23 protein-coding genes and 1 riboswitch are annotated in these 18768 nt (G+C 62.5%); of the genes, 20 read left to right on the top strand and 3 right to left on the bottom strand.

The annotated features are described in order from the left end of the window. Window positions 1-31: 31 nt before the first annotated feature. From NVV94_RS20250 to NVV94_RS20175, 16 genes are all read left to right on the top strand, one after another. Window positions 32-1105, top strand: a complete 1074-nt coding sequence (locus NVV94_RS20250) for an AI-2E family transporter (RefSeq protein ID WP_258444152.1) — start codon at window positions 32-34, stop codon at window positions 1103-1105. Window positions 1106-1295: 190 nt separating this feature from the next. Continuing rightward, a complete protein-coding gene (hda, locus tag NVV94_RS20245) occupies window positions 1296-2000 on the top strand; it encodes a DnaA regulatory inactivator Hda (protein ID WP_258444151.1) in 705 nt (234 codons plus the stop codon). Continuing rightward, complete coding sequence (locus tag NVV94_RS20240; RefSeq protein ID WP_258444150.1) at window positions 1994-2767, top strand: NAD-dependent deacylase; 774 nt, start codon at window positions 1994-1996, stop codon at window positions 2765-2767. The genes hda and NVV94_RS20240 overlap by 7 nt, the downstream gene beginning before the upstream one ends. A gap of 66 nt (window positions 2768-2833) precedes the next feature. Then, a complete protein-coding gene (locus NVV94_RS20235; protein WP_258444149.1) occupies window positions 2834-3457 on the top strand; it encodes a C40 family peptidase in 624 nt (207 codons plus the stop codon). A 159-nt stretch (window positions 3458-3616) separates the two neighbouring features. Beyond that, the gene (locus tag NVV94_RS20230) at window positions 3617-4147 is read left to right on the top strand and encodes a C40 family peptidase (RefSeq protein ID WP_258444148.1); all 531 of its coding nucleotides are present in this window, start codon (window positions 3617-3619) and stop codon (window positions 4145-4147) included. Between the two features lie 15 nt (window positions 4148-4162). Further along, a complete protein-coding gene (locus NVV94_RS20225; RefSeq protein ID WP_258444147.1) occupies window positions 4163-4825 on the top strand; it encodes a class I SAM-dependent methyltransferase in 663 nt (220 codons plus the stop codon). An 86-nt stretch (window positions 4826-4911) separates the two neighbouring features. Next, a riboswitch (cobalamin riboswitch) is annotated at window positions 4912-5139 on the top strand. Window positions 5140-5328: 189 nt separating this feature from the next. Continuing rightward, a complete protein-coding gene (cobO, locus tag NVV94_RS20220) occupies window positions 5329-5940 on the top strand; it encodes a cob(I)yrinic acid a,c-diamide adenosyltransferase (RefSeq protein WP_258444146.1) in 612 nt (203 codons plus the stop codon). Then, window positions 5937-7232, top strand: coding sequence for a cobyrinate a,c-diamide synthase (locus NVV94_RS20215; protein ID WP_258444145.1), 1296 nt, complete (start codon window positions 5937-5939; stop codon window positions 7230-7232). Before cobO ends, NVV94_RS20215 begins: the two co-directional genes overlap by 4 nt. Next, window positions 7229-7879 carry a 5,6-dimethylbenzimidazole synthase gene (gene bluB, locus NVV94_RS20210; protein ID WP_258444144.1) on the top strand — a complete coding sequence of 217 codons (651 nt, stop codon included), beginning with the start codon at window positions 7229-7231 and terminating at the stop codon, window positions 7877-7879. Before NVV94_RS20215 ends, bluB begins: the two co-directional genes overlap by 4 nt. Continuing rightward, on the top strand, window positions 7876-8784 hold the full coding sequence (cbiB, locus tag NVV94_RS20205; RefSeq protein ID WP_258444143.1) for an adenosylcobinamide-phosphate synthase CbiB: 909 nt from the start codon (window positions 7876-7878) through the stop codon (window positions 8782-8784). Before bluB ends, cbiB begins: the two co-directional genes overlap by 4 nt. Continuing rightward, complete coding sequence (cobD, locus tag NVV94_RS20200) at window positions 8777-9769, top strand: threonine-phosphate decarboxylase CobD (RefSeq protein ID WP_258444142.1); 993 nt, start codon at window positions 8777-8779, stop codon at window positions 9767-9769. Before cbiB ends, cobD begins: the two co-directional genes overlap by 8 nt. Then, window positions 9766-11232 carry a cobyric acid synthase gene (locus NVV94_RS20195; protein ID WP_258444141.1) on the top strand — a complete coding sequence of 489 codons (1467 nt, stop codon included), beginning with the start codon at window positions 9766-9768 and terminating at the stop codon, window positions 11230-11232. Before cobD ends, NVV94_RS20195 begins: the two co-directional genes overlap by 4 nt. Before the next feature lies 1 nt (window position 11233). After that, window positions 11234-11755, top strand: coding sequence for a bifunctional adenosylcobinamide kinase/adenosylcobinamide-phosphate guanylyltransferase (gene cobU / locus NVV94_RS20190; RefSeq protein WP_258444140.1), 522 nt, complete (start codon window positions 11234-11236; stop codon window positions 11753-11755). Then, window positions 11752-12807 (top strand): nicotinate-nucleotide--dimethylbenzimidazole phosphoribosyltransferase, encoded by a 1056-nt coding sequence (gene cobT / locus NVV94_RS20185; protein ID WP_258444139.1) that lies wholly within the window; start codon window positions 11752-11754, stop codon window positions 12805-12807. Before cobU ends, cobT begins: the two co-directional genes overlap by 4 nt. Further along, window positions 12804-13379, top strand: a complete 576-nt coding sequence (cobC, locus tag NVV94_RS20180; RefSeq protein ID WP_258444138.1) for an alpha-ribazole phosphatase family protein — start codon at window positions 12804-12806, stop codon at window positions 13377-13379. The genes cobT and cobC overlap by 4 nt, the downstream gene beginning before the upstream one ends. A gap of 2 nt (window positions 13380-13381) precedes the next feature. Further along, complete coding sequence (locus NVV94_RS20175; protein ID WP_258444137.1) at window positions 13382-14113, top strand: adenosylcobinamide-GDP ribazoletransferase; 732 nt, start codon at window positions 13382-13384, stop codon at window positions 14111-14113. A 140-nt stretch (window positions 14114-14253) separates the two neighbouring features. On the opposite strand, the gene NVV94_RS20170 is transcribed toward NVV94_RS20175, so the two are convergent. From NVV94_RS20170 to NVV94_RS20160, 3 genes are read right to left on the bottom strand one after another with little or no spacing between them, the layout of a single operon-like run. Further along, the gene (locus NVV94_RS20170) at window positions 14254-14658 is read right to left on the bottom strand and encodes a hypothetical protein (RefSeq protein WP_258444136.1); all 405 of its coding nucleotides are present in this window, start codon (window positions 14656-14658) and stop codon (window positions 14254-14256) included. Between the two features lie 16 nt (window positions 14659-14674). Beyond that, window positions 14675-15829, bottom strand: a complete 1155-nt coding sequence (locus tag NVV94_RS20165) for a polymorphic toxin type 44 domain-containing protein (protein ID WP_258444135.1) — start codon at window positions 15827-15829, stop codon at window positions 14675-14677. A 3-nt stretch (window positions 15830-15832) separates the two neighbouring features. Beyond that, the gene (locus NVV94_RS20160; RefSeq protein ID WP_258444134.1) at window positions 15833-15991 is read right to left on the bottom strand and encodes a hypothetical protein; all 159 of its coding nucleotides are present in this window, start codon (window positions 15989-15991) and stop codon (window positions 15833-15835) included. 335 nt (window positions 15992-16326) lie between these two features. On the opposite strand from NVV94_RS20160, the gene NVV94_RS20155 reads away from it, so the two are divergent. The 4 genes from NVV94_RS20155 (at window position 16327) to NVV94_RS20140 (ending at window position 18727) form a co-directional block, all read left to right on the top strand. Then, window positions 16327-16731, top strand: a complete 405-nt coding sequence (locus NVV94_RS20155) for a MarR family winged helix-turn-helix transcriptional regulator (protein WP_258444133.1) — start codon at window positions 16327-16329, stop codon at window positions 16729-16731. A 69-nt stretch (window positions 16732-16800) separates the two neighbouring features. Next, window positions 16801-18009, top strand: a complete 1209-nt coding sequence (locus tag NVV94_RS20150) for an MFS transporter (protein WP_258444132.1) — start codon at window positions 16801-16803, stop codon at window positions 18007-18009. Further along, the gene (locus NVV94_RS20145) at window positions 18006-18128 is read left to right on the top strand and encodes a hypothetical protein (RefSeq protein ID WP_258444131.1); all 123 of its coding nucleotides are present in this window, start codon (window positions 18006-18008) and stop codon (window positions 18126-18128) included. The genes NVV94_RS20150 and NVV94_RS20145 overlap by 4 nt, the downstream gene beginning before the upstream one ends. A gap of 53 nt (window positions 18129-18181) precedes the next feature. Continuing rightward, a complete protein-coding gene (locus NVV94_RS20140; protein ID WP_258444130.1) occupies window positions 18182-18727 on the top strand; it encodes a glutathione peroxidase in 546 nt (181 codons plus the stop codon). Window positions 18728-18768 lie beyond the last annotated feature (41 nt).

The raw sequence follows: 18768 nt of genomic DNA, 5'->3' as shown, positions 1-18768 counted from the left end.
CCCTGGTTTGACTTTGGGTCTGGAGCCTTTGATGACTGATACGCGTCGCTGGGTGTGGTTGGCTGTGGTGTTGGTGTTCGCAGCCTTTGTATATTGGCTGCACCCGATCCTTTCGCCCTTTCTGGTCGGTATTCTTTTGGCCTATCTGGCCGACCCGCTGGTCGATCGACTGGAGCGGCGAGGGCTGTCGCGCACCTGGGGCGTGATCGTGGTGTTCGCGCTGTTCAGCCTGATCCTGGCGCTCTTGCTGCTGGTGCTGATACCCATGCTCGCCAGGCAGTTGGTGCGCCTGTACGAGCTGGCGCCGCAAATGCTCGACTGGTTGCAGCACACGGCGTTGCCTTGGGTGCAGGTCCGGTTGGGGCTGGTCGATGGCTTCTGGAAGTTTGACAAGATCAAGGCGGCGATATCCGAGCACATGGGGCAGACCACCGACATCGTCGGCGTCGTGCTGACCCAGGCCACGGCCTCGGGCCTTGCCTTGCTCGGCTGGCTGGCGAACCTGGTGTTGATTCCGGTGGTGAGCTTCTATTTGTTGCGTGACTGGGACCTGATGATGGCCAAGCTTCGCCGCCTGTTGCCGCGCCAGCGCGAAGCGCAGGTGGTGACGCTTGCCGGCGAGTGCCATGAAGTGCTCGGTGCCTTCGTGCGTGGGCAGTTGATGGTAATGGTGGCGCTCGGCGTGATCTACGCTGGCGGGCTCATGCTGGTGGGCCTGGAGCTGGGGCTGTTGATCGGCATGCTCGCCGGCCTTGCCGCCATCGTGCCTTATATGGGGTTTGTAATCGGCATCGGCGCGGCGACGATTGCCGGGCTGTTCCAGTTTGGCGGTGATCTGTACCCCTTGCTCGGTATCGTTGCGGTGTTCATGGTCGGCCAGATGCTCGAGGGCATGGTGCTGACGCCGCTGTTGGTGGGTGATCGTATCGGCCTGCATCCGGTGGCGGTGATTTTTGCCATCCTGGCTGGCGGTGAATTGTTCGGTTTTACCGGCGTGTTGCTGGCCTTGCCGGTGGCAGCGGTGATCATGGTGCTGCTGCGACACATCAATGATCTCTATAAAGAGTCGGATATGTACGGCGGTGAGATTGATCCGGATTTGTAGCCGCACGCCGGGGGTTGCGGCCCCTGGCGTGGCAAGAATGATGTCAAATAGCCCTCAAATAATTGTGCAGTGACCGCAAACCTTTGATTTTGCTTGTGGTCTGTTGCATTGTGCACCCGGCTTCACGGGTATAAACTTTGCTAACTTTACACAGAGGCCCCTTACGGTTCGCTTGAACTGTTCAGCCAGCATGAAACCGATTCAGCTGCCCCTAGGTGTGCGTCTGCGTGATGACGCAACCTTCGTCAATTACTATCCAGGCGCCAATGCCGCAGCCCTAGGCTACGTCGAGCGACTTTGCGAAGCCGACGCCGGGTGGACTGAAAGCCTGATTTATTTGTGGGGCAAGCAGGGCGTGGGGCGCACTCACCTGTTGCAGGCAGCTTGCCTGCGGTTCGAGCAAATGGGCGAACCGGCGGTTTACCTACCCTTGGCGCAACTGATCGATCGCGGCATCGAGCTGCTCGACAACCTGGAGCAGTACGAGCTGGTCTGCCTGGACGACCTGCAATCGGTCGCCGGCAAGCCGGACTGGGAAGAAGCCCTGTTTCACCTGTTCAACCGCTTGCGCGACAGCGGCAGGCGCTTGCTGATCGCCGCTTCCAGCTCACCGCGTGAGTTGCCGATCAAGCTGCCCGACCTCAAGTCGCGGCTGACGATGGCCTTGATTTTCCAGATGCGTGCCTTGTCCGATGAAGACAAGCTGCGCGCCCTGCAGCTGCGTGCCTCGCGCCGCGGCCTGCACCTGACCGATGAAGTCGGGCATTTCATCCTCACCCGCGGCACCCGCAGCATGAGCGCCTTGTTCGACTTGCTCGAGCGCCTCGATCAGGCGTCGCTTCAGGCCCAGCGCAAGCTGACCATCCCCTTTCTCAAAGAAACCCTGGGTTGGTAGATCAACAGCTGATTGCCCAGGCCGCCGCCGTGCTGCGCCGGGCCCAGCGCATCCTGATCATTACCGGTGCGGGGCTTTCCGCCGATTCCGGGCTGCCGACCTATCGGGGCCTGGGTGGGCTGTATAACGGCGTAACGGCTGAAGGCATCCCGATCGAGCAGGCCTTGTCCGGCCCCATGCTGCAGCGTAATCCGGCCTTGTGCTGGAAATACCTGGCCCAATTGGGCACCGCTTGCCTGGGTGCGCGCCCGAACGCGGCGCATGAGGCCATCGCCCGCTTGCAGCAGGCCAAGCCCGATTGTTGGGTGTTGACGCAGAATATCGACGGCTACCACCGTGCAGCCGGTAGCCCGGTGCAGCGCCTGATTGAAATTCACGGGCAGCTGTCCCCGCTTTATTGTCAGTCCTGTGGTGCGGTCAGCGATGCCTTGCAAGAGCATCTGCAGCAACCCTTGCCGCCGCTTTGCCGGGTCTGTTCGGGCATTTTGCGCCCGCCGGTGGTCCTGTTCGAGGAGCTGCTGCCCGAGCCTGCGCTGGAAACCCTGTATAAGCAGATGGCCTTGGGTTTCGATGCCGTGCTGGTGATTGGCACCACCGCCAGCTTCCCTTATATTCACGAACCGGTGTTGCGCACGCGGGCCAGCGGTGGCTTCACGATCGAGATAAATCCGGTGCCGACCGAACTGAGTGGTGACATGGACATTTATCTGAGGGGGAGGGCCTTAGAGGTTATGGGGAAACTCACAAGTCACATTTTTTTCGATTGAATTTGCAAATGAGAATGAGAGAAGGCATAGTCGCGCCTTCTTATGGATTTTGACACGGTCGTGCCCATGCTAAAGCGCTTCGCACCCCTCGTGCCCCTCGCACTCGTTACCCTGCTTTTTGGCTGCGCGGCTCATACGCCGGTTTCGCAACAGCAGGTCAGCAACCCGGTTACCGCCAATGCTTCGGCTCAGCCTTCCCTGATTCTCCAGGAAGAGCTCATGAGCGAAAAAGAGCTGACCGAATTCTCCAGCAGCAAGCCTTACCAACTGCCCGCCCTGGCTGACAGCATCCTCGAGCGTGGCATGTCCCTGATCGGTACCCGCTACCGTTTCGGCGGCACCTCGGAGACGTCCGGCTTCGATTGCAGCGGCTTCATCGGTTACCTGTTCCGCGAAGAGGCTGGCCTGAAACTGCCGCGCTCCACGCGTGAAATGATCAACGTGAACGCTCCGCTGGTCGCTCGCGACAACCTCAAGCCCGGTGACCTGCTGTTCTTCAGCACCAACGGTCGTGGTCGTGTCAGCCATGCCGGCATCTACCTGGGCGATGATCAGTTCATTCACTCCAGCAGCCGCCGCAGCGGTGGCGTGCGCATCGACAGCCTTGGCGACCGCTACTGGAGCAAGACCTTTATCGAAGCCAAGCGTGCGCTGGCCATGGCCCCGAGCACGGTTATCTCGCGCAATTAAGCTCAGCAGTTTCGCAGCAAAAACGGCGACGTAGCTCAAAAAAGCACGTCGCCGTGTGCGTTTTTGGCAATAGCAACTAGTATTAACGGGTTATAACCTCCTGGCACATGGCCAGGCTCTCGGCGGAGTAAGCCGGATCAGATCAGGATTGTTCTGTTTATGTCGATGGCTGCGCGCTTTGCCCTTGTTCTTTTCGCAGCACTGCTCGGTGCCTGTAGCAGTCATGCCCCGTCGCCTCGGGTCACCGAGCCGGCCGTCATGGCCCCTCAACAATATTTCTCGCCGGTTGCCGAAGATGTGCTGTTTCGTGCACTGGGCCTGGTCGGCACGCCCTATCGCTGGGGCGGTAATACACCGGACTCGGGCTTCGACTGCAGTGGGCTGATCGGTTACGTCTACCGTGATGCTGCCGGTATTTCCCTGCCGCGCTCTACCCGTGAAATGATCGGCCTGCGCGCTCCCGAAGTCGGGCGCGATGCGCTGCAATCCGGCGACCTGGTGTTTTTTGCCACCAACGGCGGGTCGCAGGTCAGCCATGCCGGTATCTACGTCGGCGAAGGGCGCTTTGTCCACGCGCCGGCCACTGGTGGTACGGTACGCCTGGATTACCTGTCCAATGCCTACTGGCAGAAGACCTACCTCAACGCCAAGCGCGTCCTGCAGCCGACCAGCCTGGCGCGTAACCCCTGACAAAGGGAGGCCGGCATGACCGCCCAAACGCTCTACCTGGACGACGCGCTGTACCACTACCTGCAGGACGTCTCGCTGCGCGAAACACCGCTGCTGCAACAATTGCGAGCCGAAACCCAGGCGATGCCCATGGCGCGTTGGCAGGTTGCGCCCGAACAGGGTCAGTTCCTGGCCTTGCTGGTGCGCTTGATCGGGGCGCAGCGGCTGCTTGAAGTCGGCACGTTCACCGGTTATAGCGCCCTGTGCATGGCTCAGGCGATGCCGGCGCAGGGGCGATTGATCTGCTGTGATCTTCCGGGAGACTACAACCAGACGGCCCTGCGTTATTGGCAGCAGGCGGGGGTGGCCGACAAGATCGATCTGCGCCTGGCGCCGGCATTGGACACCCTCGCACAACTGGAGGGGCAAGGTCAGGGCGGCAGTTTCGACCTGATCTTCATCGACGCCGACAAGGCCAACTACCCGGTTTATCTGGAATACGCCTTGCGTCTGCTGCGGGTTGGCGGCCTGGCCATTTTCGATAACACATTATGGAGCGGTCGGGTGCTGCAGAGCGAACCCGACAGCGCCGATACCCGGGCCATCCAGGCGCTCAATCGCGCCTTGAAGGATGACTCGCGCGTCGATCTTTCGCTCTTGCCACTGGGCGATGGCCTGACCCTGTGCCGTAAACGCTGAGCGTCACCGGGCAGCCGTTACCCGCCAGATTTTGTTGCCCACGTCATCGGCCACCAATAATTGACGCTCCATCCCCAACCCTCTAACCTTCGCGACTTGTTCCAGGTGCTCTGCAATCGTTTCGGTTGCCGGAGTGAAACAGGGAAGCCGGTGGGCGTGCATGGCGCGCGATTCCGGCGCTGCCCCCGCAACGGTAAATGAGTCAAGGTCGCGCAGTGGCCACTGGATGCGGTTCGGGTCCGGGAAGGCGTGTGACCTGGGTGTGCGCACCCCACTCATGAGCCCGGAGACCGGCCTGAAACATCCCACGGCATCACGCAGCCTGACGCGCGCCGGGCCCGATCCGGGCACGGCCGCCGCACGCTGCGTCTGCTTTGATCCATCCATCTGTCGCGCGGGTGAGAGCGGCATTGACGATTTCCTGCCACCAGGCCAGGGCTGGCGCCCCGTCTGTCGTGGTGCTTCGTCGATGCCGGCCATCTGCGCGTTAGCGGAGAGCTGCGATGACTGAAACCACCGAACGTGATGAGCGCCATGTGGCGCGCATGCTGCGCAAAAAGGCCGTGATCGACGAGCGCATTGCCAATGCGCCGAACGAGTGTGGGTTGTTGCTGGTATTGACCGGCAACGGCAAAGGCAAGAGCAGCTCCGCTTTCGGCATGCTCGCCCGGGCCATGGGCCACGGCATGCAATGTGGTGTCGTGCAATTCATCAAGGGCCGCACCAGCACCGGTGAAGAGCTGTTCTTCCGGCGCTTTCCAGAGCAGGTTCGCTTCCATGTCATGGGCGAGGGTTTCACCTGGGAAACCCAGGATCGCCAGCGCGATATCGCCGCGGCCGAAGCAGCCTGGGCGGTGGCCCGCCAGTTGCTGAGCGATCCGTCGATCAGTCTGGTGGTGCTCGACGAGCTGAACATCGCCCTCAAGCACGGCTACCTCGACCTCGATCAGGTGCTCGGCGACCTGCAGGCACGCCCACCCATGCAGCATGTGGTAGTGACCGGCCGCGCCGCCAAGCCCGAAATGATCGAACTGGCCGATACCGTCACGGAAATGGGCATGCTCAAGCACGCGTTCCAGGCCGGCATTCGTGCCCAGAAAGGCATCGAACTATGAGTGATGCGCGTCATTGCCCGGCGGTGTTGATCGCCGCGCCGGCTTCCGGCCAGGGCAAGACCACCGTGACCGCCGCACTGGCCCGCTTGCACCGTAACCAGGGGCGCAAGGTGCGGGTGTTCAAGTGCGGCCCGGACTTCCTCGACCCGATGATCCTCGAGCGCGCCAGTGGTGCGCCGGTGTATCAGCTGGACCTGTGGATGGTCGGTGCCGACGAGAGTCGGCGTCTGCTCTGGGAGGCTGCTGCCGAAGCTGACCTGATTTTGATCGAAGGGGTCATGGGCCTGTTCGATGGCACGCCTTCGAGCGCCGACCTGGCGCGCCACTTCGGTGTGCCGGTGCTGGCCGTCATCGACGGTACGGCCATGGCCCAGACCTTCGGTGCGTTGGCGTTGGGCCTTGCGCGCTATCAGCCGGACCTGCCGTTTGCCGGGGTGCTGGCCAATCGGGTCGGTACCGTGCGACATGCCCAACTGCTCGAAGGCAGCCTGACCGAAGGCTTGCGCTGGTATGGCGGCTTGTCTCGGGAAACCGGTATCGAACTGCCGAGCCGGCACTTGGGCCTGGTCCAGGCCAGCGAACTCAATGACCTGGATGTGCGCCTCGATGCGGCCGCCGCCGCGTTGGCCGAAAGCTGCGAGTCGGCCCTGCCGCCACCGGTGGAATTCGCGGCACCTGTGCCGGTCGCCGTCGAGCCATTGTTGGCCGGCGTGCGCATCGCCGTGGCGCGGGACGAGGCGTTTGCCTTTACCTATGGCGCAAGCCTGGACCTGCTGCGAGCGATGGGCGCGCAACTGACGTTTTTCTCGCCGGTTCACGATCGGGCATTGCCGTGCGCCGATAGCCTGTACCTGCCTGGCGGCTACCCGGAGCTGCATCACCTGGCCCTGGCGGACAATGCCAGCATGCTCGCCGATATACGTGCCCACCATGAAGCGGGCAAGCCGCTGCTGGCGGAGTGCGGTGGCATGCTCTACCTGCTCGATGCCCTGACCGATGTCCAGGGCCAGCGCGCTGAGCTGGCCGGCCTGCTCAAGGGCGAGGCGGTGATGCAGAAGCGTCTGGCAGCCCTGGCCCTGCAGGCGGTCGAACTGCCGGAAGGGAGCTTGCGCGGGCATACCTATCATCACTCCCTGACCAGTACCGAACTTGCGCCGATCGCCAGGGGCCAGAGCCCCAACGGCGGGCGTGGCGCCGAGGCGGTCTATCGGTGCGGGCGCTTGACCGCGTCCTATGTGCATTTCTACTTTCCCTCCAACCCCCAGGCGGTGGCGGCGCTGTTCAAGCCATGAGCGAGCACGCATTCAGCGAGGATGAACGGGCGGCGGTCTACCGGGCGATCGCCGAGCGGCGCGATATGCGTCATTTCGTCGGTGGCAGCGTTGCGCCGGCGCTGTTGGCGAAGTTGCTGGCCGCGGCCCATCAGGCGCCAAGCGTCGGCCTGATGCAGCCATGGCGGTTTATCCGCATCAGCGACCGGGCATTGCGCCAACGCATCCAGGCACTGGTCGAAGAGGAGCGGGTGCGTACGGCCGACGCCCTCGGCGAGCGTTCCGACGAATTCATGAAACTCAAGGTCGAAGGCATCAACGACTGTGCCGAGGTCCTGGTTGCCGCGCTTGCCGATGACCGCGAGCGGCATATCTTCGGCCGCCGGACCTTGCCGGAAATGGACATGGCGTCCTTGTCCTGCGCTATCCAGAACCTTTGGTTGGCGGCCCGCGCCGAAGGCCTGGGCATGGGCTGGGTGTCACTGTTCGAGCCGCAGGCCCTGAGCCAATTGCTCGGCCTGCCGGCAGGCGCCAAGCCGCTGGCAATCCTTTGCCTGGGGCCGGTCGAGGCGTTCTATCCGGCGCCCATGCTGGCCCTGGAAGGCTGGGCCGAGCCCAAGCCGTTATCCGACATGCTGTATGAAAACCATTGGGGAGTGAATCGATGAGCGTGGCGTTGCTGAGTGTCGCCGGGGTGGCGCTGGATGCGCTTTTGGGTGAGCCCAAGCGCAGGCACCCGCTGGTGGCCTTCGGGCGCCTTGCCGATCGTCTCGAGCAGCGCTTCAATGCCGGTGGCCGCGGTTGGCGCAGCCACGGCGTGACCGCCTGGTTCCTGGCGGTGATCCCGCTGACGCTGCTGGCGACACTGCTGTCATGGCTGCCCTATATCGGCTGGATCGTCGAGATTCTGGCCCTGTATTGTGCCCTTGGCCTGCGCAGCCTGGGCGAACACATCACGCCGGTCGCCGAGGCGCTGCGCCGTGATGATCTGGATGAGGCGCGCGTGCGCGTGGGGTATCTGGTCAGCCGCGAGACGCGCGAGCTCGATTCCACCGCCGTGGCCCGTGCGGCTACCGAGTCGGTGCTGGAAAACGGCAGCGATGCGGTGTTCGCCGCCTTGTTCTGGTTTGCCGTGGCCGGTGCACCCGGTGTCGTGCTCTACCGCCTGAGCAACACACTCGATGCGATGTGGGGCTATCGTAATGAGAGGTTCGAACGGTTCGGCTGGGCCGCTGCGCGTATCGACGACGTACTCAACTATATTCCTGCCAGGCTGGTTGCCTTGACCTACGCGTTGCTGGGCAAAACCCGGCTGGCACTCAAATGCTGGCGGACCCAGGCGCCGGCCTGGGACAGCCCCAACGCCGGCCCGGTGATGGCGGCAGGTGCCGGTGCGCTGGGCGTGGAACTGGGCGGCGCGGCGGTCTATCACGGCGAACTGCACGAGCGCGCGCAATTGGGCGAAGGCCCGGCGGCCGATGCCGATGCGATCGAACGCGGCTGGCGCCTGGTCCGTCATGGTGTCTGGTTGTGGTTGCTGATTTTGTGCCTGGGGGCTGAGTTTTATGCTTGAACACGGTGGTCGCCTGCAGCGCGCCGCTCAGCTGTACGGTATCGCGCTGGATCAATGGCTGGACCTGTCCAGCGGCATTGCGCCCTGGCCGTGGGATATCCCGCCGATCCCGGTGCGCGCCTGGGCGCGCCTGCCGGAAACCGACGATGGCCTCGAAGTGGCGGCGTGCGTCTACTACGGCGCCAGCCAGGTCCTGCCGGTGCCGGGCTCGCAGGCCGCGATCCAGGCGCTGCCGCGCTTGCGCCGCAGTGGCAAGGTAGGGGTGCTCTCGCCCTGTTATGCCGAGCACGCCGAAGGCTGGCGACGCGGTGGGCATGTCGTGCGTGAGATCAGCGAAGCGGAAGTGGATTTCTTTCTCGACAGCCTCGACGTGCTGGTGGTGGTCAACCCGAACAACCCGACCGGGCGCATGCTGCCGCCTGAGCGGTTGCTCGAGTGGCATGCTCGCCTGGCGCCGCGCGGCGGCTGGCTGGTGGTCGATGAAGCCTTCATGGACAACACGCCGCGGTTGAGCCTGGCGGCCTGTACCGGGCTGATCGGCTTGATTGTACTGCGCTCGTTCGGCAAGTTTTTCGGCCTGGCCGGTGTGCGGCTGGGGTTCGTCCTGGCCGAGCGCAAGCTACTGAACCTGCTGGCCGAACAGATAGGCCCATGGGCCGTCAGCGGGCCGACCCGGGTGTTGGGAAAGGATTGTCTGCTCGACAAGCAAGGGCATCAGCAGCAGATTCTGCGCTGTGCCCAGGCCAGCGAACGCTTGGCGCAACTGCTCGGCCGCTTTGGCCTGAACCCGCAGGGTGGCTGCGACTTGTTCCAGTGGCTGGTGACCGATCGCGCCGAGCAGTTGCACGAATTCATGGCTCGACGCGGGATCTTGCTGCGCCTGTTTGTACAGAGCAGCAGCCTGCGTTTCGGCCTGCCTGCCGAGGAAGCCGATTGGCAGCGCCTCGAACAGGCGCTCGATGATTATCTCAAGGACATTTCATGACCACCCTGATGGTGCAAGGCACCACCTCCGATGCCGGCAAAAGCACGCTGGTGACGGCGTTGTGCCGGTGGCTGACGCGCCAGGGCGTGCGCGTGGTGCCGTTCAAGCCGCAGAACATGGCGCTCAACAGCGCGGTGACGGCCGACGGCGGCGAAATTGGCCGGGCCCAGGCGGTCCAGGCCCAGGCGGCGGGCCTTGAACCGCACACCGACATGAACCCGGTCCTGCTCAAGCCCAATAGCGACACCGGGGCCCAGGTCATCATCCATGGCCGCGCGGTCACCAGCATGAACGCGGTGGCTTATCACGACTACAAGGCCATTGCGATGCAGGCAGTGCTGGCCTCGCACCAGCGCTTGAGCGCCGAGTATCCGGTGGTGATGGTCGAGGGTGCAGGCTCGCCGGCGGAGATCAACCTGCGCGCGGGCGATATCGCCAACATGGGCTTTGCCGAAGCGGTGGATTGCCCGGTGTTGTTGATCGCCGACATCAATCGCGGCGGGGTTTTCGCGCATCTGGTCGGCACCCTGGAGTTGCTCTCGCCGAGCGAACAGGCGCGGGTCAAAGGCTTTGTCATCAATCGCTTTCGTGGCGATATCGCACTGCTGCAACCGGGCCTGGACTGGCTGGAGGCGCGCACCGGCAAGCCGGTGATCGGCGTGCTGCCCTATGTGCTGGACCTGCACCTGGAGGCCGAGGACGGGATCGACCGGCGCCAGTCGGACAAGGCCGCGCAAGTGCTCAAGGTCATCGTGCCGGTGCTGCCACGGATCAGTAATCACACGGATTTCGACCCGCTGCGCCTGCACCCGCAGGTCGACCTTCAGTTCATCGGCCCGGGCGACAGCATTCCGCCTGCCGACCTGATCATTCTGCCCGGCTCCAAAAGCGTGCGCAGCGACCTGGCCCACCTTCGTAGCCAGGGTTGGGAAAGTACAATTGCTCGTCACCTGCGCTACGGCGGCAAGCTGCTGGGCATCTGCGGTGGGTTGCAGATGCTCGGCCGGCAACTGGATGACCCGCTGGGCCTTGAAGGCGCCGCCGGTTCCAGCCCTGGGCTGGGTCTGCTGGATTTCACCACGACGCTCGAAGCCGAGAAGCAGCTGCGTAATGTGCGTGGCCGGCTGCTGCTTGAGGATACGGCCGTCAGCGGTTATGAAATCCATGCCGGGGTCACCCGGGGCGCCGCCCTGGAGCGGGCCGCGGTGCAGCTGGACGATGGCCGCTGCGACGGCGCCATGAGTGAAGACGGGCAGGTGCTCGGCACTTACCTGCATGGCCTGTTCGAATCGGGCCCCTCGTGCAGCGCATTGTTGCGCTGGGCCGGTTTGCGCGATGTGCAGGAAGTCGACTATCACGCGCTGCGCGAACTGGATATCGAGCGCCTGGCCGATCTGGTCGAGCAGCATCTGGATACCCGGCAGCTGAGCAAGCTGTGCGGGCTGGAACAGGAAACCCACTGACATGCTGCAACTGATCCTCGGTGGCGCTCGCTCCGGCAAGAGCCGCCTGGCCGAGAAACTGGCGATGCAAAGCACGCTGGCCGTGACCTATATCGCTACCAGCGAACCGCTTGATGGTGAGATGAACGAGCGGGTGCAGATGCACCGCCAGCGACGCCCATCCGAATGGGCACTGATCGAAGAGCCGCTGGCACTGGCGCGTGTCTTGCGTGAAAACGCCCGGCCCGAGCGCTGCCTGCTGGTCGATTGCCTGACATTGTGGATGACCAATCTGCTGATGCTCGATAACCCCCAGCGTCTGGCAGACGAACGCCAGGCGCTGCTCGAGTGCCTGCTCGAGTTGCCTGGCGAGATCATTCTGGTCAGCAATGAAACCGGCATGGGCGTGGTGCCGATGGGTGAATTGACCCGGCGCTATGTCGATGAATCCGGCTGGTTGCACCAGGCCATCGCCGAGCGCTGCCAGCGCGTGGTGCTGACGGTGGCAGGCCTGCCCCTTACCTTGAAAGGACCTGCATTATGAGTCACTCCTGGTGGCTGGAGGATTGTCGACCGATTGATCGCGACGCTCACCAACAAGCACTGGCGCGCCAGCAACAGCTGACCAAACCCGCCGGCTCACTGGGCCAGCTCGAAACGGTTGCCGTGCAACTGGCCGGGTTGCAGGGGCGGGTCAAGCCGAACCTGGATCAGGTCTGGATTGCGATCTTTGCCGCAGACCACGGGGTGGTGGCCGAAGGTATTTCTGCGTATCCGCAAGCCGTCACCGGGCAGATGCTGCACAACTTCGTCAACGGCGGCGCGGCAATCAGTGTGCTGGCGCGGCAGTTGAATGCGCAGCTGGAAGTGATCGACCTGGGCACGGCGACCCCGCTCGATGATTTGCCCGGCGTGCGCCATGTGCGCATCGGCGCCGGCACGGCCAACTTTGCCCAGACCCCGGCCATGACCCCGGCCCAGGGGCTGCAGGCATTGCAGGCCGGACGCGAGAGCGCGCTGCGTGCTGTGGCGGCCGGCTCGCAGCTGTTCATCGGCGGTGAAATGGGGATTGGTAACACCACGGCAGCCAGTGCGCTGGCGTGCGCACTGCTGGGCTGCCCGGTGACCGATCTGGTCGGCCCCGGCACCGGCCTCGATGCGGCGGGTGTCAGCCACAAGGCCCAGGTCATTGAGGGGGCATTGCACAAGCATGCGGCCTTGCCGGGCGATCCCTTGTCGCGGTTGTTCTGCTTTGGCGGTTTTGAAATCGCAGCATTGGTCGGTGCTTATCTGGCCTGTGCCCAGGCCGGCGTGGCGGTGCTGGTCGATGGCTTTATCTGCAGCGTGGCGGCACTGGTGGCGGTGCGGTTGAATCCTGAGTGCCGGCAATGGCTACTGTTCGGTCATCGCGGTGCCGAGCCTGGCCATTGGCACATTCTGCAGACGCTGCAAGCCCAACCGCTGCTCGACCTCGGTTTGCGCCTGGGTGAGGGGAGTGGTGCCGCCCTGGCAGTGCCCTTGCTGCGCCTGGCCTGCGACCTGCACGGGCAGATGGCGACGTTTGCCGAGGCGGCCGTCGCCGATCGCGGCCAATGATTCTGCATCTGGACCTGCTGCGCCACGGTGAAACCGAACTCGGCGGTGGCCTGCGTGGCAGCCTCGACGACGCCCTGACCGAGACCGGCTGGGCGCAGATGCGCGCGGCGGTCGAGCAGGGCGGCCCCTGGGACCGCCTGATCAGTTCGCCACTGCAACGCTGCGCCTTGTTCGCCCAGGAGCTGGCCGAGCGCCTGGCGCTGCCCTTGCAGTTGGACAAGGACCTGCAGGAGCTGCATTTTGGTGACTGGGAGGGGCGCAGCGCGGCGGACTTGATGCTCACCGATGAGCGTGGGCTGGGTCTGTTCTGGGCTGACCCTTATGGCTTCACACCGCCGCAAGGCGAACCGGTCGCCGATTTCTCCGCGCGGGTGCTGGCGGCAGTCGAGCGCTTGCAGCGGACGTTTGCCGGTGAGCGCGTCTTGCTGATCAGCCATGGCGGGGTGATGCGCCTGCTGCTGGCCCGGGCGCGTGGGTTGCCGCGCGAACAGTTGCTGCAGGTCGAGGTCGGCTACGGCAGCCTGTTCCACCTCCGCGTAGGTGAGCACTGCACGCTGAGCGAGCGCCTCTGACCATGCTGCCATTCTGGATTGCCTTGCAGTTTCTCAGCAGCCTGCCGGTGCGTCTGCCAGGGATGCCTGAGCCTGGGGAAATGGGCAAATCCTTGTTGTACTACCCGCTGGTGGGATTGTTGTTCGGGCTGCTGCTCTGGGTGCTCGACCAGCTGCTTGGCGGCGCACCGGTGCTGCTGCATGCGGCGTTGCTGCTCAGCGCCTGGGTAATGCTCAGCGGTGGGCTGCACCTGGACGGCCTGGCCGACAGCGCCGATGCCTGGCTTGGCGGCTTCGGTGATCGCCAGCGTACCCTGGAGATCATGAAGGACCCACGCAGCGGGCCGATTGCCGTGGTAACCCTGGTGCTGGTCCTGTTGCTGAAGTTCTGCGCCCTGCTGGCACTGATCGAGGCGCAACAGGGCATTGCCCTGATCCTGGCGCCGGTCATCGGTCGCGCGGCGATGCTCGGGCTGTTCCTGAGTACGCCTTATGTGCGTGCGGGTGGGCTGGGGCAAGCACTCTCGGCGCATCTGCCGCGCAACCCGGCACATGGGGTGTTGTTGGTGGTGGTGCTGGTTTGCGTGGCGCTGGCGGGTTGGCCGGGCGCCTGGGCAGTAGTGACGGCGGGCGTGGTGTTCTTCTGGCTGCGTCATTTGATGTTGCGACGCCTGGGCGGCACCACTGGCGATACGGCCGGCGCCTTGTTGGAATTACTTGAATTGGCCGTGTTGTTGAGCTGGGCGCTGATCTAATGGAGCCTGCAGAATACGGAAAAAATCATTCGCTAAGGTTTTCCGAACTTGCAGATAGTGTGAGCTGGTTGATCAGGCCTGCACCTGCTCGGGGGCGCTGGAAAAAACGAAAAACCTATTTTTTCAGGCTTCTGCGTCTTTCAAGGGTTCGCGGTATCCGTGATGCACTGTTTTAGTCGATCCGAATCCGTACCGCTGCCTTCGCTGTGATCAATGTCGCCATTGGCGTCGAGGTAGATGTGCGTGTTGGGCCACTTCGGGGTTATGTTGACGCAGTGTCGGAGTCCGTTATCGTTCCACCAGTAAATTTCCATAAAAAACTTATCATCAGGAAATAAGAAGCCGTTATCGTGTGTGCCGCCCCCGGGTTGCATCCGCCCTTTGTATATCCGGTGTTGCACGTTCCAGATGTACCGCAGTTCAAGCACACCTTCCTTGGAGTAATGGACGGTTGCAGTTGGTAGTACAATAATATTCCAGAGGGCAATCAGCAGCAGCGGCAACAATGGCAACAACGGCAACAACAGAATCCATAGCCACTTCAAGTGTCGTGATCGTGACTTACTTGCAGACGTGGACACGGACGCCATCCCCCCAGTTTTCTGGAGCAACTGCCAGCACTTCGTCCATGATCATCTTCGCTGTTATCCCGCCGTTTGGGTGCTGCTTGTAGAGTTTAACGCCGATGCTGATCGACACTCTATCAGCGACATCATCCCATGATCGCAGCTCCGTCCATGGGCTGGCCGTAGGGCGAGGGCCGGGGCGCTCTCTCTTCTCTTCGGGCTTTTTCAGTAATTCTTCGAGCTTCCGCACGGTGTCCGAGGCAATTTGTTCAGCCCCAGCGCCATCCAGTAGCATGCTTTCTGAGAGCCCACCTGCAATGCCAACATATCCATAGTGGATGTTCGACCAGATGTCGTAAAAGTACACGTACTTACCTTGTTTGTGCCAGACGACACCGTTGTACATCGCCTCCAGTTTCGGCTTGTGATCCCACTCCATATTTTGCCCCACTTGCTTAGTCCAGATCGCCATCGCCTCAAGCTTCTTCGCCAACGCGATCGCGTTGAAATTCGGTTGTCCGGCCAGCCTGGCATACCAGGGACGCTCCAGGAATTTCTTTGCCTGCGCTCTGCTGTCGTAGTTGATCAGCTCTTTCATTTTTAGCACGGCGGGATGCTTGATATTGCGATTCATCTCACCAGCAATATAACTCGCCAGTGCTTCCATCTGGTCTGGGTGATTGCAAGCAGAGGGATTGGCGAAAGAGGGAGTCGTGGTTTGCTCGGAAAATTTCGGATGCGCTGCTTGGGCTTTCGTTGTTGCAGAGGCAGCAGGAGCGTTTACCGATTGCGCCGCAGCATTGGAAGGTTGTGGCGCAGCGCTTTGGTTCGATGCTGTATTGGCGCGGGCGCTGGGCCGCTGCGGCCGCTCGAGCGGAGCAATCAGCGTGTTGCGGCCTAGCGGGCAGCCGCAGCGGACTTCCGCACCATGCAGCACGGTCGGTACCCCATGCCATTTCATGGCGGGCAGGCTGTCGACGATGACGCCGGCTTTGCCGCATTTCTTGCAAGGGGTGGTTTTATCCCCGAGCCGCAACACCCCTCGCCCCCCATGTGCCGCATTGGGCAGGCTGCTGAGGCACACCGCGCCAGTGGTCGTCAGGTCACCGTGCAGTCCTTGTCCTATTCCGTTGACAGCTCCACGACTCATGACTCAGCCCTCGATCAGCGGCAAAAAATCCGCTGCCAACCGGTAAATGGCGAGAGGGGGTTGAGCTTTAGCGTCAGCCTCCTGCAAGTCGTCCAGCGTGCGGAGAAATTCGGGGGAGACTTCGTTGGTATACGAGAGGTACAAGGGTGCATTCATTTCCATGATCCTAATCCTTGGGCGCTTTTTGGCTGCTTTCCCCTTTTCACCTCGGCGAGAGCACTATGCCGGGGGAATATCGGGGCGATGGCAGTGAAAGAGAGGATGTGAAGTTAGCAGGCTGTACCTTGGGGTCGTGGTCATCGGAAGAAAATAGGAAATTTCCGAAAAACACTTAACCCCAAAGAATCTGGTGGGTCAGAATCATCAGCGCTGGTGGGTCGCAATCGCTGGAATGCACATGTTGGCAGGGCTTGCGTTGGTTTGGTTCCATTGCTCCTCAAGCCCCGGTTTTCGAGAAAGTCCTTGCACTCGGCCAGTTGCGGGTATATACACGCATTATGTTGACGACCGAATGTTTCTGCACCCATCTGCGCCGCGCGGCCCGTGGCGTGAGCCGGCACTACGACGATGCGCTCGAACGCTTCGGGATCAACGTTGCCCAGTTTTCCCTGCTGCGCAGTATCCAGCGGCTCGACCAGCCGAGCATTTCCAGCCTGGCCGAAGCGGTCGGCCTGGATCGTAGTACGCTTGGGCGCAACCTGCGTGTGCTCGAGAGTGCAGGGCTGGTGCAGTTGTCTGAAGGTGAGGACTTGCGCAATCGTCTGGTGCTGTTGACCCCTGAGGGGCGCACGCGCCTTCAGGCAGCATTGCCGGCCTGGGAAGAGGCGCAGCAGCAGTTGTTGGACAAGCTCGGTGTCGAACGGCGCAATGCGTTGTTCGCGACCCTCGAGCTATTGGAGTAGAAGCGTTATCGTTTTTGCTGAAAGCGGGTATATACCCGCATTTCTACACGGATGCCTGGAGAGAAAATAATGACATCGGTATGGCGTACCAGCGGTTGGATACTCCTGGGCAGTGCGTTGATTTTGGCGCTATCGCTCGGCGTAAGGCATGGCTTCGGCCTGTTCCTGGCGCCCATGAGTGCGGAGTTCGGCTGGGGCCGTGAAGTGTTCGCCTTCGCCATCGCCTTGCAGAACCTGATCTGGGGCCTGGCGCAGCCATTCACCGGTGCCCTGGCTGACCGCTGGGGTGCGGCGCGGGTGGTGGTGATCGGTGGCGTGCTTTATGCGGTGGGGCTGGTGCTGATGGGGCTGTCCGATTCGGCCTGGTCGTTGTCCCTGAGCGCGGGGCTGCTGATTGGCCTGGGTTTGTCCGGTACATCGTTCTCGGTGATTCTGGGCGTGGTCGGGCGCGCCGTGCCAGCCGAGAAACGCAGCATGGCGATGGGCATTGCCAGTGCTGCCGGCTCTTTCGGTCAGTTCGCCATGCTGCCTGGTACCCTTGGGTTGATCGGCTGGTTGGGGTGGTCGGCGGCATTGCTCGCGCTGGGCTTGCTGGTAGCGCTGATCGTGCCGTTGGTGGGCTTGCTGCGTGATCGCCCGCTGCCAAGCCTGGGGCATGAGCAAGCCTTGCGTGAGGCGCTCAACGAAGCCTGTTCGCATTCGGGGTTCTGGCTGTTGTCGCTGGGCTTTTTCGTCTGTGGCTTCCAGGTGGTGTTCATCGGCGTGCATTTGCCGTCGTACCTGGTCGACCAGCATTTGCCGGCCGCGGTGGGTACCACGGTGCTGGCGCTGGTAGGGTTGTTCAATATCTTCGGTACTTACCTTGCCGGTTGGCTGGGCGGCCGTATGTCCAAGCCGCGTTTGCTGACGGCGCTTTATCTGATTCGCGCGGTGGTGATCGTGGCGTTCATTTCGGTGCCGGTAACGGTCACCAGTGCCTACCTGTTCGGTATTGCCATGGGCCTGCTCTGGCTATCGACGGTGCCGCTGACCAATGGCACCGTGGCCACACTGTTCGGCGTGAGAAATCTCTCTATGCTGGGTGGCATAGTGTTTCTGTTCCATCAATTGGGTGCATTTCTCGGCGGTTGGCTGGGAGGTGTGGTTTACGACCAAACCGGGAGTTATGACTTGGTCTGGCAGATATCCATCCTGCTCAGTGTGATCGCAGCCGCCCTCAACTGGCCGGTGCGCGAGCGCCCCGTAGCGCGGCTGCAGGCGCAGCCAGGTGCAGCGTGATCAGCGCCAGACTCTGGCTTGGCGGCCTGGTCCTGGGCGGGCTGCTGCTCGCCGTTATCTGGTGGGGTTGGCAGCGCGGTGGCCTGGCGCTCATGCAATTGGGCATGGGCGCTTGCTAGTCGGCGCCCAGGGCGAGTAATTTGCAGTCATTTAATGGCTCCGGGAGAAGACCATGCGCCGCCTTGTCCTTTCATTGTTCTTGCTGATAACTGCGTTGCCTGTCCTGGCGGACAGCTGTCCCGAGTTGTTGCAGGGGCAACTGCCGAAATTGCGCGGCAAGGAGCAGATCGACCTGTGCGAGCGCTTTGCCGGGAAGCCGCTGGTGGTGGTCAATACCGCCAGCTATTGCGGTTTTGCACCGCAGTTCGACGGGCTTGAAGCGCTTTACAAGACCTATCAGGGGCGGGGCCTGGAAATGATCGGCGTGCCCTCCAACGACTTCAAGCAAGAAGCCCAGGACAGCGCCGAGACGGCCAAGGTCTGCTACGCCAACTACGGCGTGACCTTCACCATGACCGAACCGCAGGTCATCAGGGGTGACAAGGCCACGCACTTGTTCAAGGTGCTGGCCAGGCAGAGCAGTGCGCCGAAGTGGAACTTCTATAAGTATGTAGTGGATCGCCGGGGCAAGGTGATTGCCAGTTTTTCCAGTTTCACCAAGCCGGATGACCCGGAGTTGATTGCGGCTATCGAGAAGGCCATTGCCTCAAAGCCGTAAAGGACGAGGGGCGCATGGGGCCGCTGCGCGGCCCAATCTAC

Source organism: Pseudomonas sp. LS1212 (assembly GCF_024741815.1).
Lineage (GTDB): Bacteria > Pseudomonadota > Gammaproteobacteria > Pseudomonadales > Pseudomonadaceae > Aquipseudomonas.
This window is presented reverse-complemented; position numbering and strand designations above follow the sequence as displayed.

What these genes read in the sequence shown, in the direction of transcription:
- NVV94_RS20250 (WP_258444152.1), top strand. Translation starts at nt 32, where the DNA reads ATGACTGATACGCGTCGCTGGGTGTGGTTGGCTGTGGTGTTGGTGTTC.
- hda (WP_258444151.1), top strand. Translation starts at nt 1,296, where the DNA reads ATGAAACCGATTCAGCTGCCCCTAGGTGTGCGTCTGCGTGATGACGCA.
- NVV94_RS20235 (WP_258444149.1), top strand. Translation starts at nt 2,834, where the DNA reads ATGCTAAAGCGCTTCGCACCCCTCGTGCCCCTCGCACTCGTTACCCTG.
- NVV94_RS20230 (WP_258444148.1), top strand. Translation starts at nt 3,617, where the DNA reads ATGTCGATGGCTGCGCGCTTTGCCCTTGTTCTTTTCGCAGCACTGCTC.
- NVV94_RS20225 (WP_258444147.1), top strand. Translation starts at nt 4,163, where the DNA reads ATGACCGCCCAAACGCTCTACCTGGACGACGCGCTGTACCACTACCTG.
- cobO (WP_258444146.1), top strand. Translation starts at nt 5,329, where the DNA reads ATGACTGAAACCACCGAACGTGATGAGCGCCATGTGGCGCGCATGCTG.
- NVV94_RS20215 (WP_258444145.1), top strand. Translation starts at nt 5,937, where the DNA reads ATGAGTGATGCGCGTCATTGCCCGGCGGTGTTGATCGCCGCGCCGGCT.
- bluB (WP_258444144.1), top strand. Translation starts at nt 7,229, where the DNA reads ATGAGCGAGCACGCATTCAGCGAGGATGAACGGGCGGCGGTCTACCGG.
- cbiB (WP_258444143.1), top strand. Translation starts at nt 7,876, where the DNA reads ATGAGCGTGGCGTTGCTGAGTGTCGCCGGGGTGGCGCTGGATGCGCTT.
- cobD (WP_258444142.1), top strand. Translation starts at nt 8,777, where the DNA reads ATGCTTGAACACGGTGGTCGCCTGCAGCGCGCCGCTCAGCTGTACGGT.
- NVV94_RS20195 (WP_258444141.1), top strand. Translation starts at nt 9,766, where the DNA reads ATGACCACCCTGATGGTGCAAGGCACCACCTCCGATGCCGGCAAAAGC.
- cobU (WP_258444140.1), top strand. Translation starts at nt 11,234, where the DNA reads ATGCTGCAACTGATCCTCGGTGGCGCTCGCTCCGGCAAGAGCCGCCTG.
- cobT (WP_258444139.1), top strand. Translation starts at nt 11,752, where the DNA reads ATGAGTCACTCCTGGTGGCTGGAGGATTGTCGACCGATTGATCGCGAC.
- cobC (WP_258444138.1), top strand. Translation starts at nt 12,804, where the DNA reads ATGATTCTGCATCTGGACCTGCTGCGCCACGGTGAAACCGAACTCGGC.
- NVV94_RS20175 (WP_258444137.1), top strand. Translation starts at nt 13,382, where the DNA reads ATGCTGCCATTCTGGATTGCCTTGCAGTTTCTCAGCAGCCTGCCGGTG.
- NVV94_RS20165 (WP_258444135.1), bottom strand. Translation starts at nt 15,829, where the DNA reads ATGAGTCGTGGAGCTGTCAACGGAATAGGACAAGGACTGCACGGTGAC.
- NVV94_RS20160 (WP_258444134.1), bottom strand. Translation starts at nt 15,991, where the DNA reads ATGGAAATGAATGCACCCTTGTACCTCTCGTATACCAACGAAGTCTCC.
- NVV94_RS20155 (WP_258444133.1), top strand. Translation starts at nt 16,327, where the DNA reads ATGTTGACGACCGAATGTTTCTGCACCCATCTGCGCCGCGCGGCCCGT.
- NVV94_RS20150 (WP_258444132.1), top strand. Translation starts at nt 16,801, where the DNA reads ATGACATCGGTATGGCGTACCAGCGGTTGGATACTCCTGGGCAGTGCG.
- NVV94_RS20140 (WP_258444130.1), top strand. Translation starts at nt 18,182, where the DNA reads ATGCGCCGCCTTGTCCTTTCATTGTTCTTGCTGATAACTGCGTTGCCT.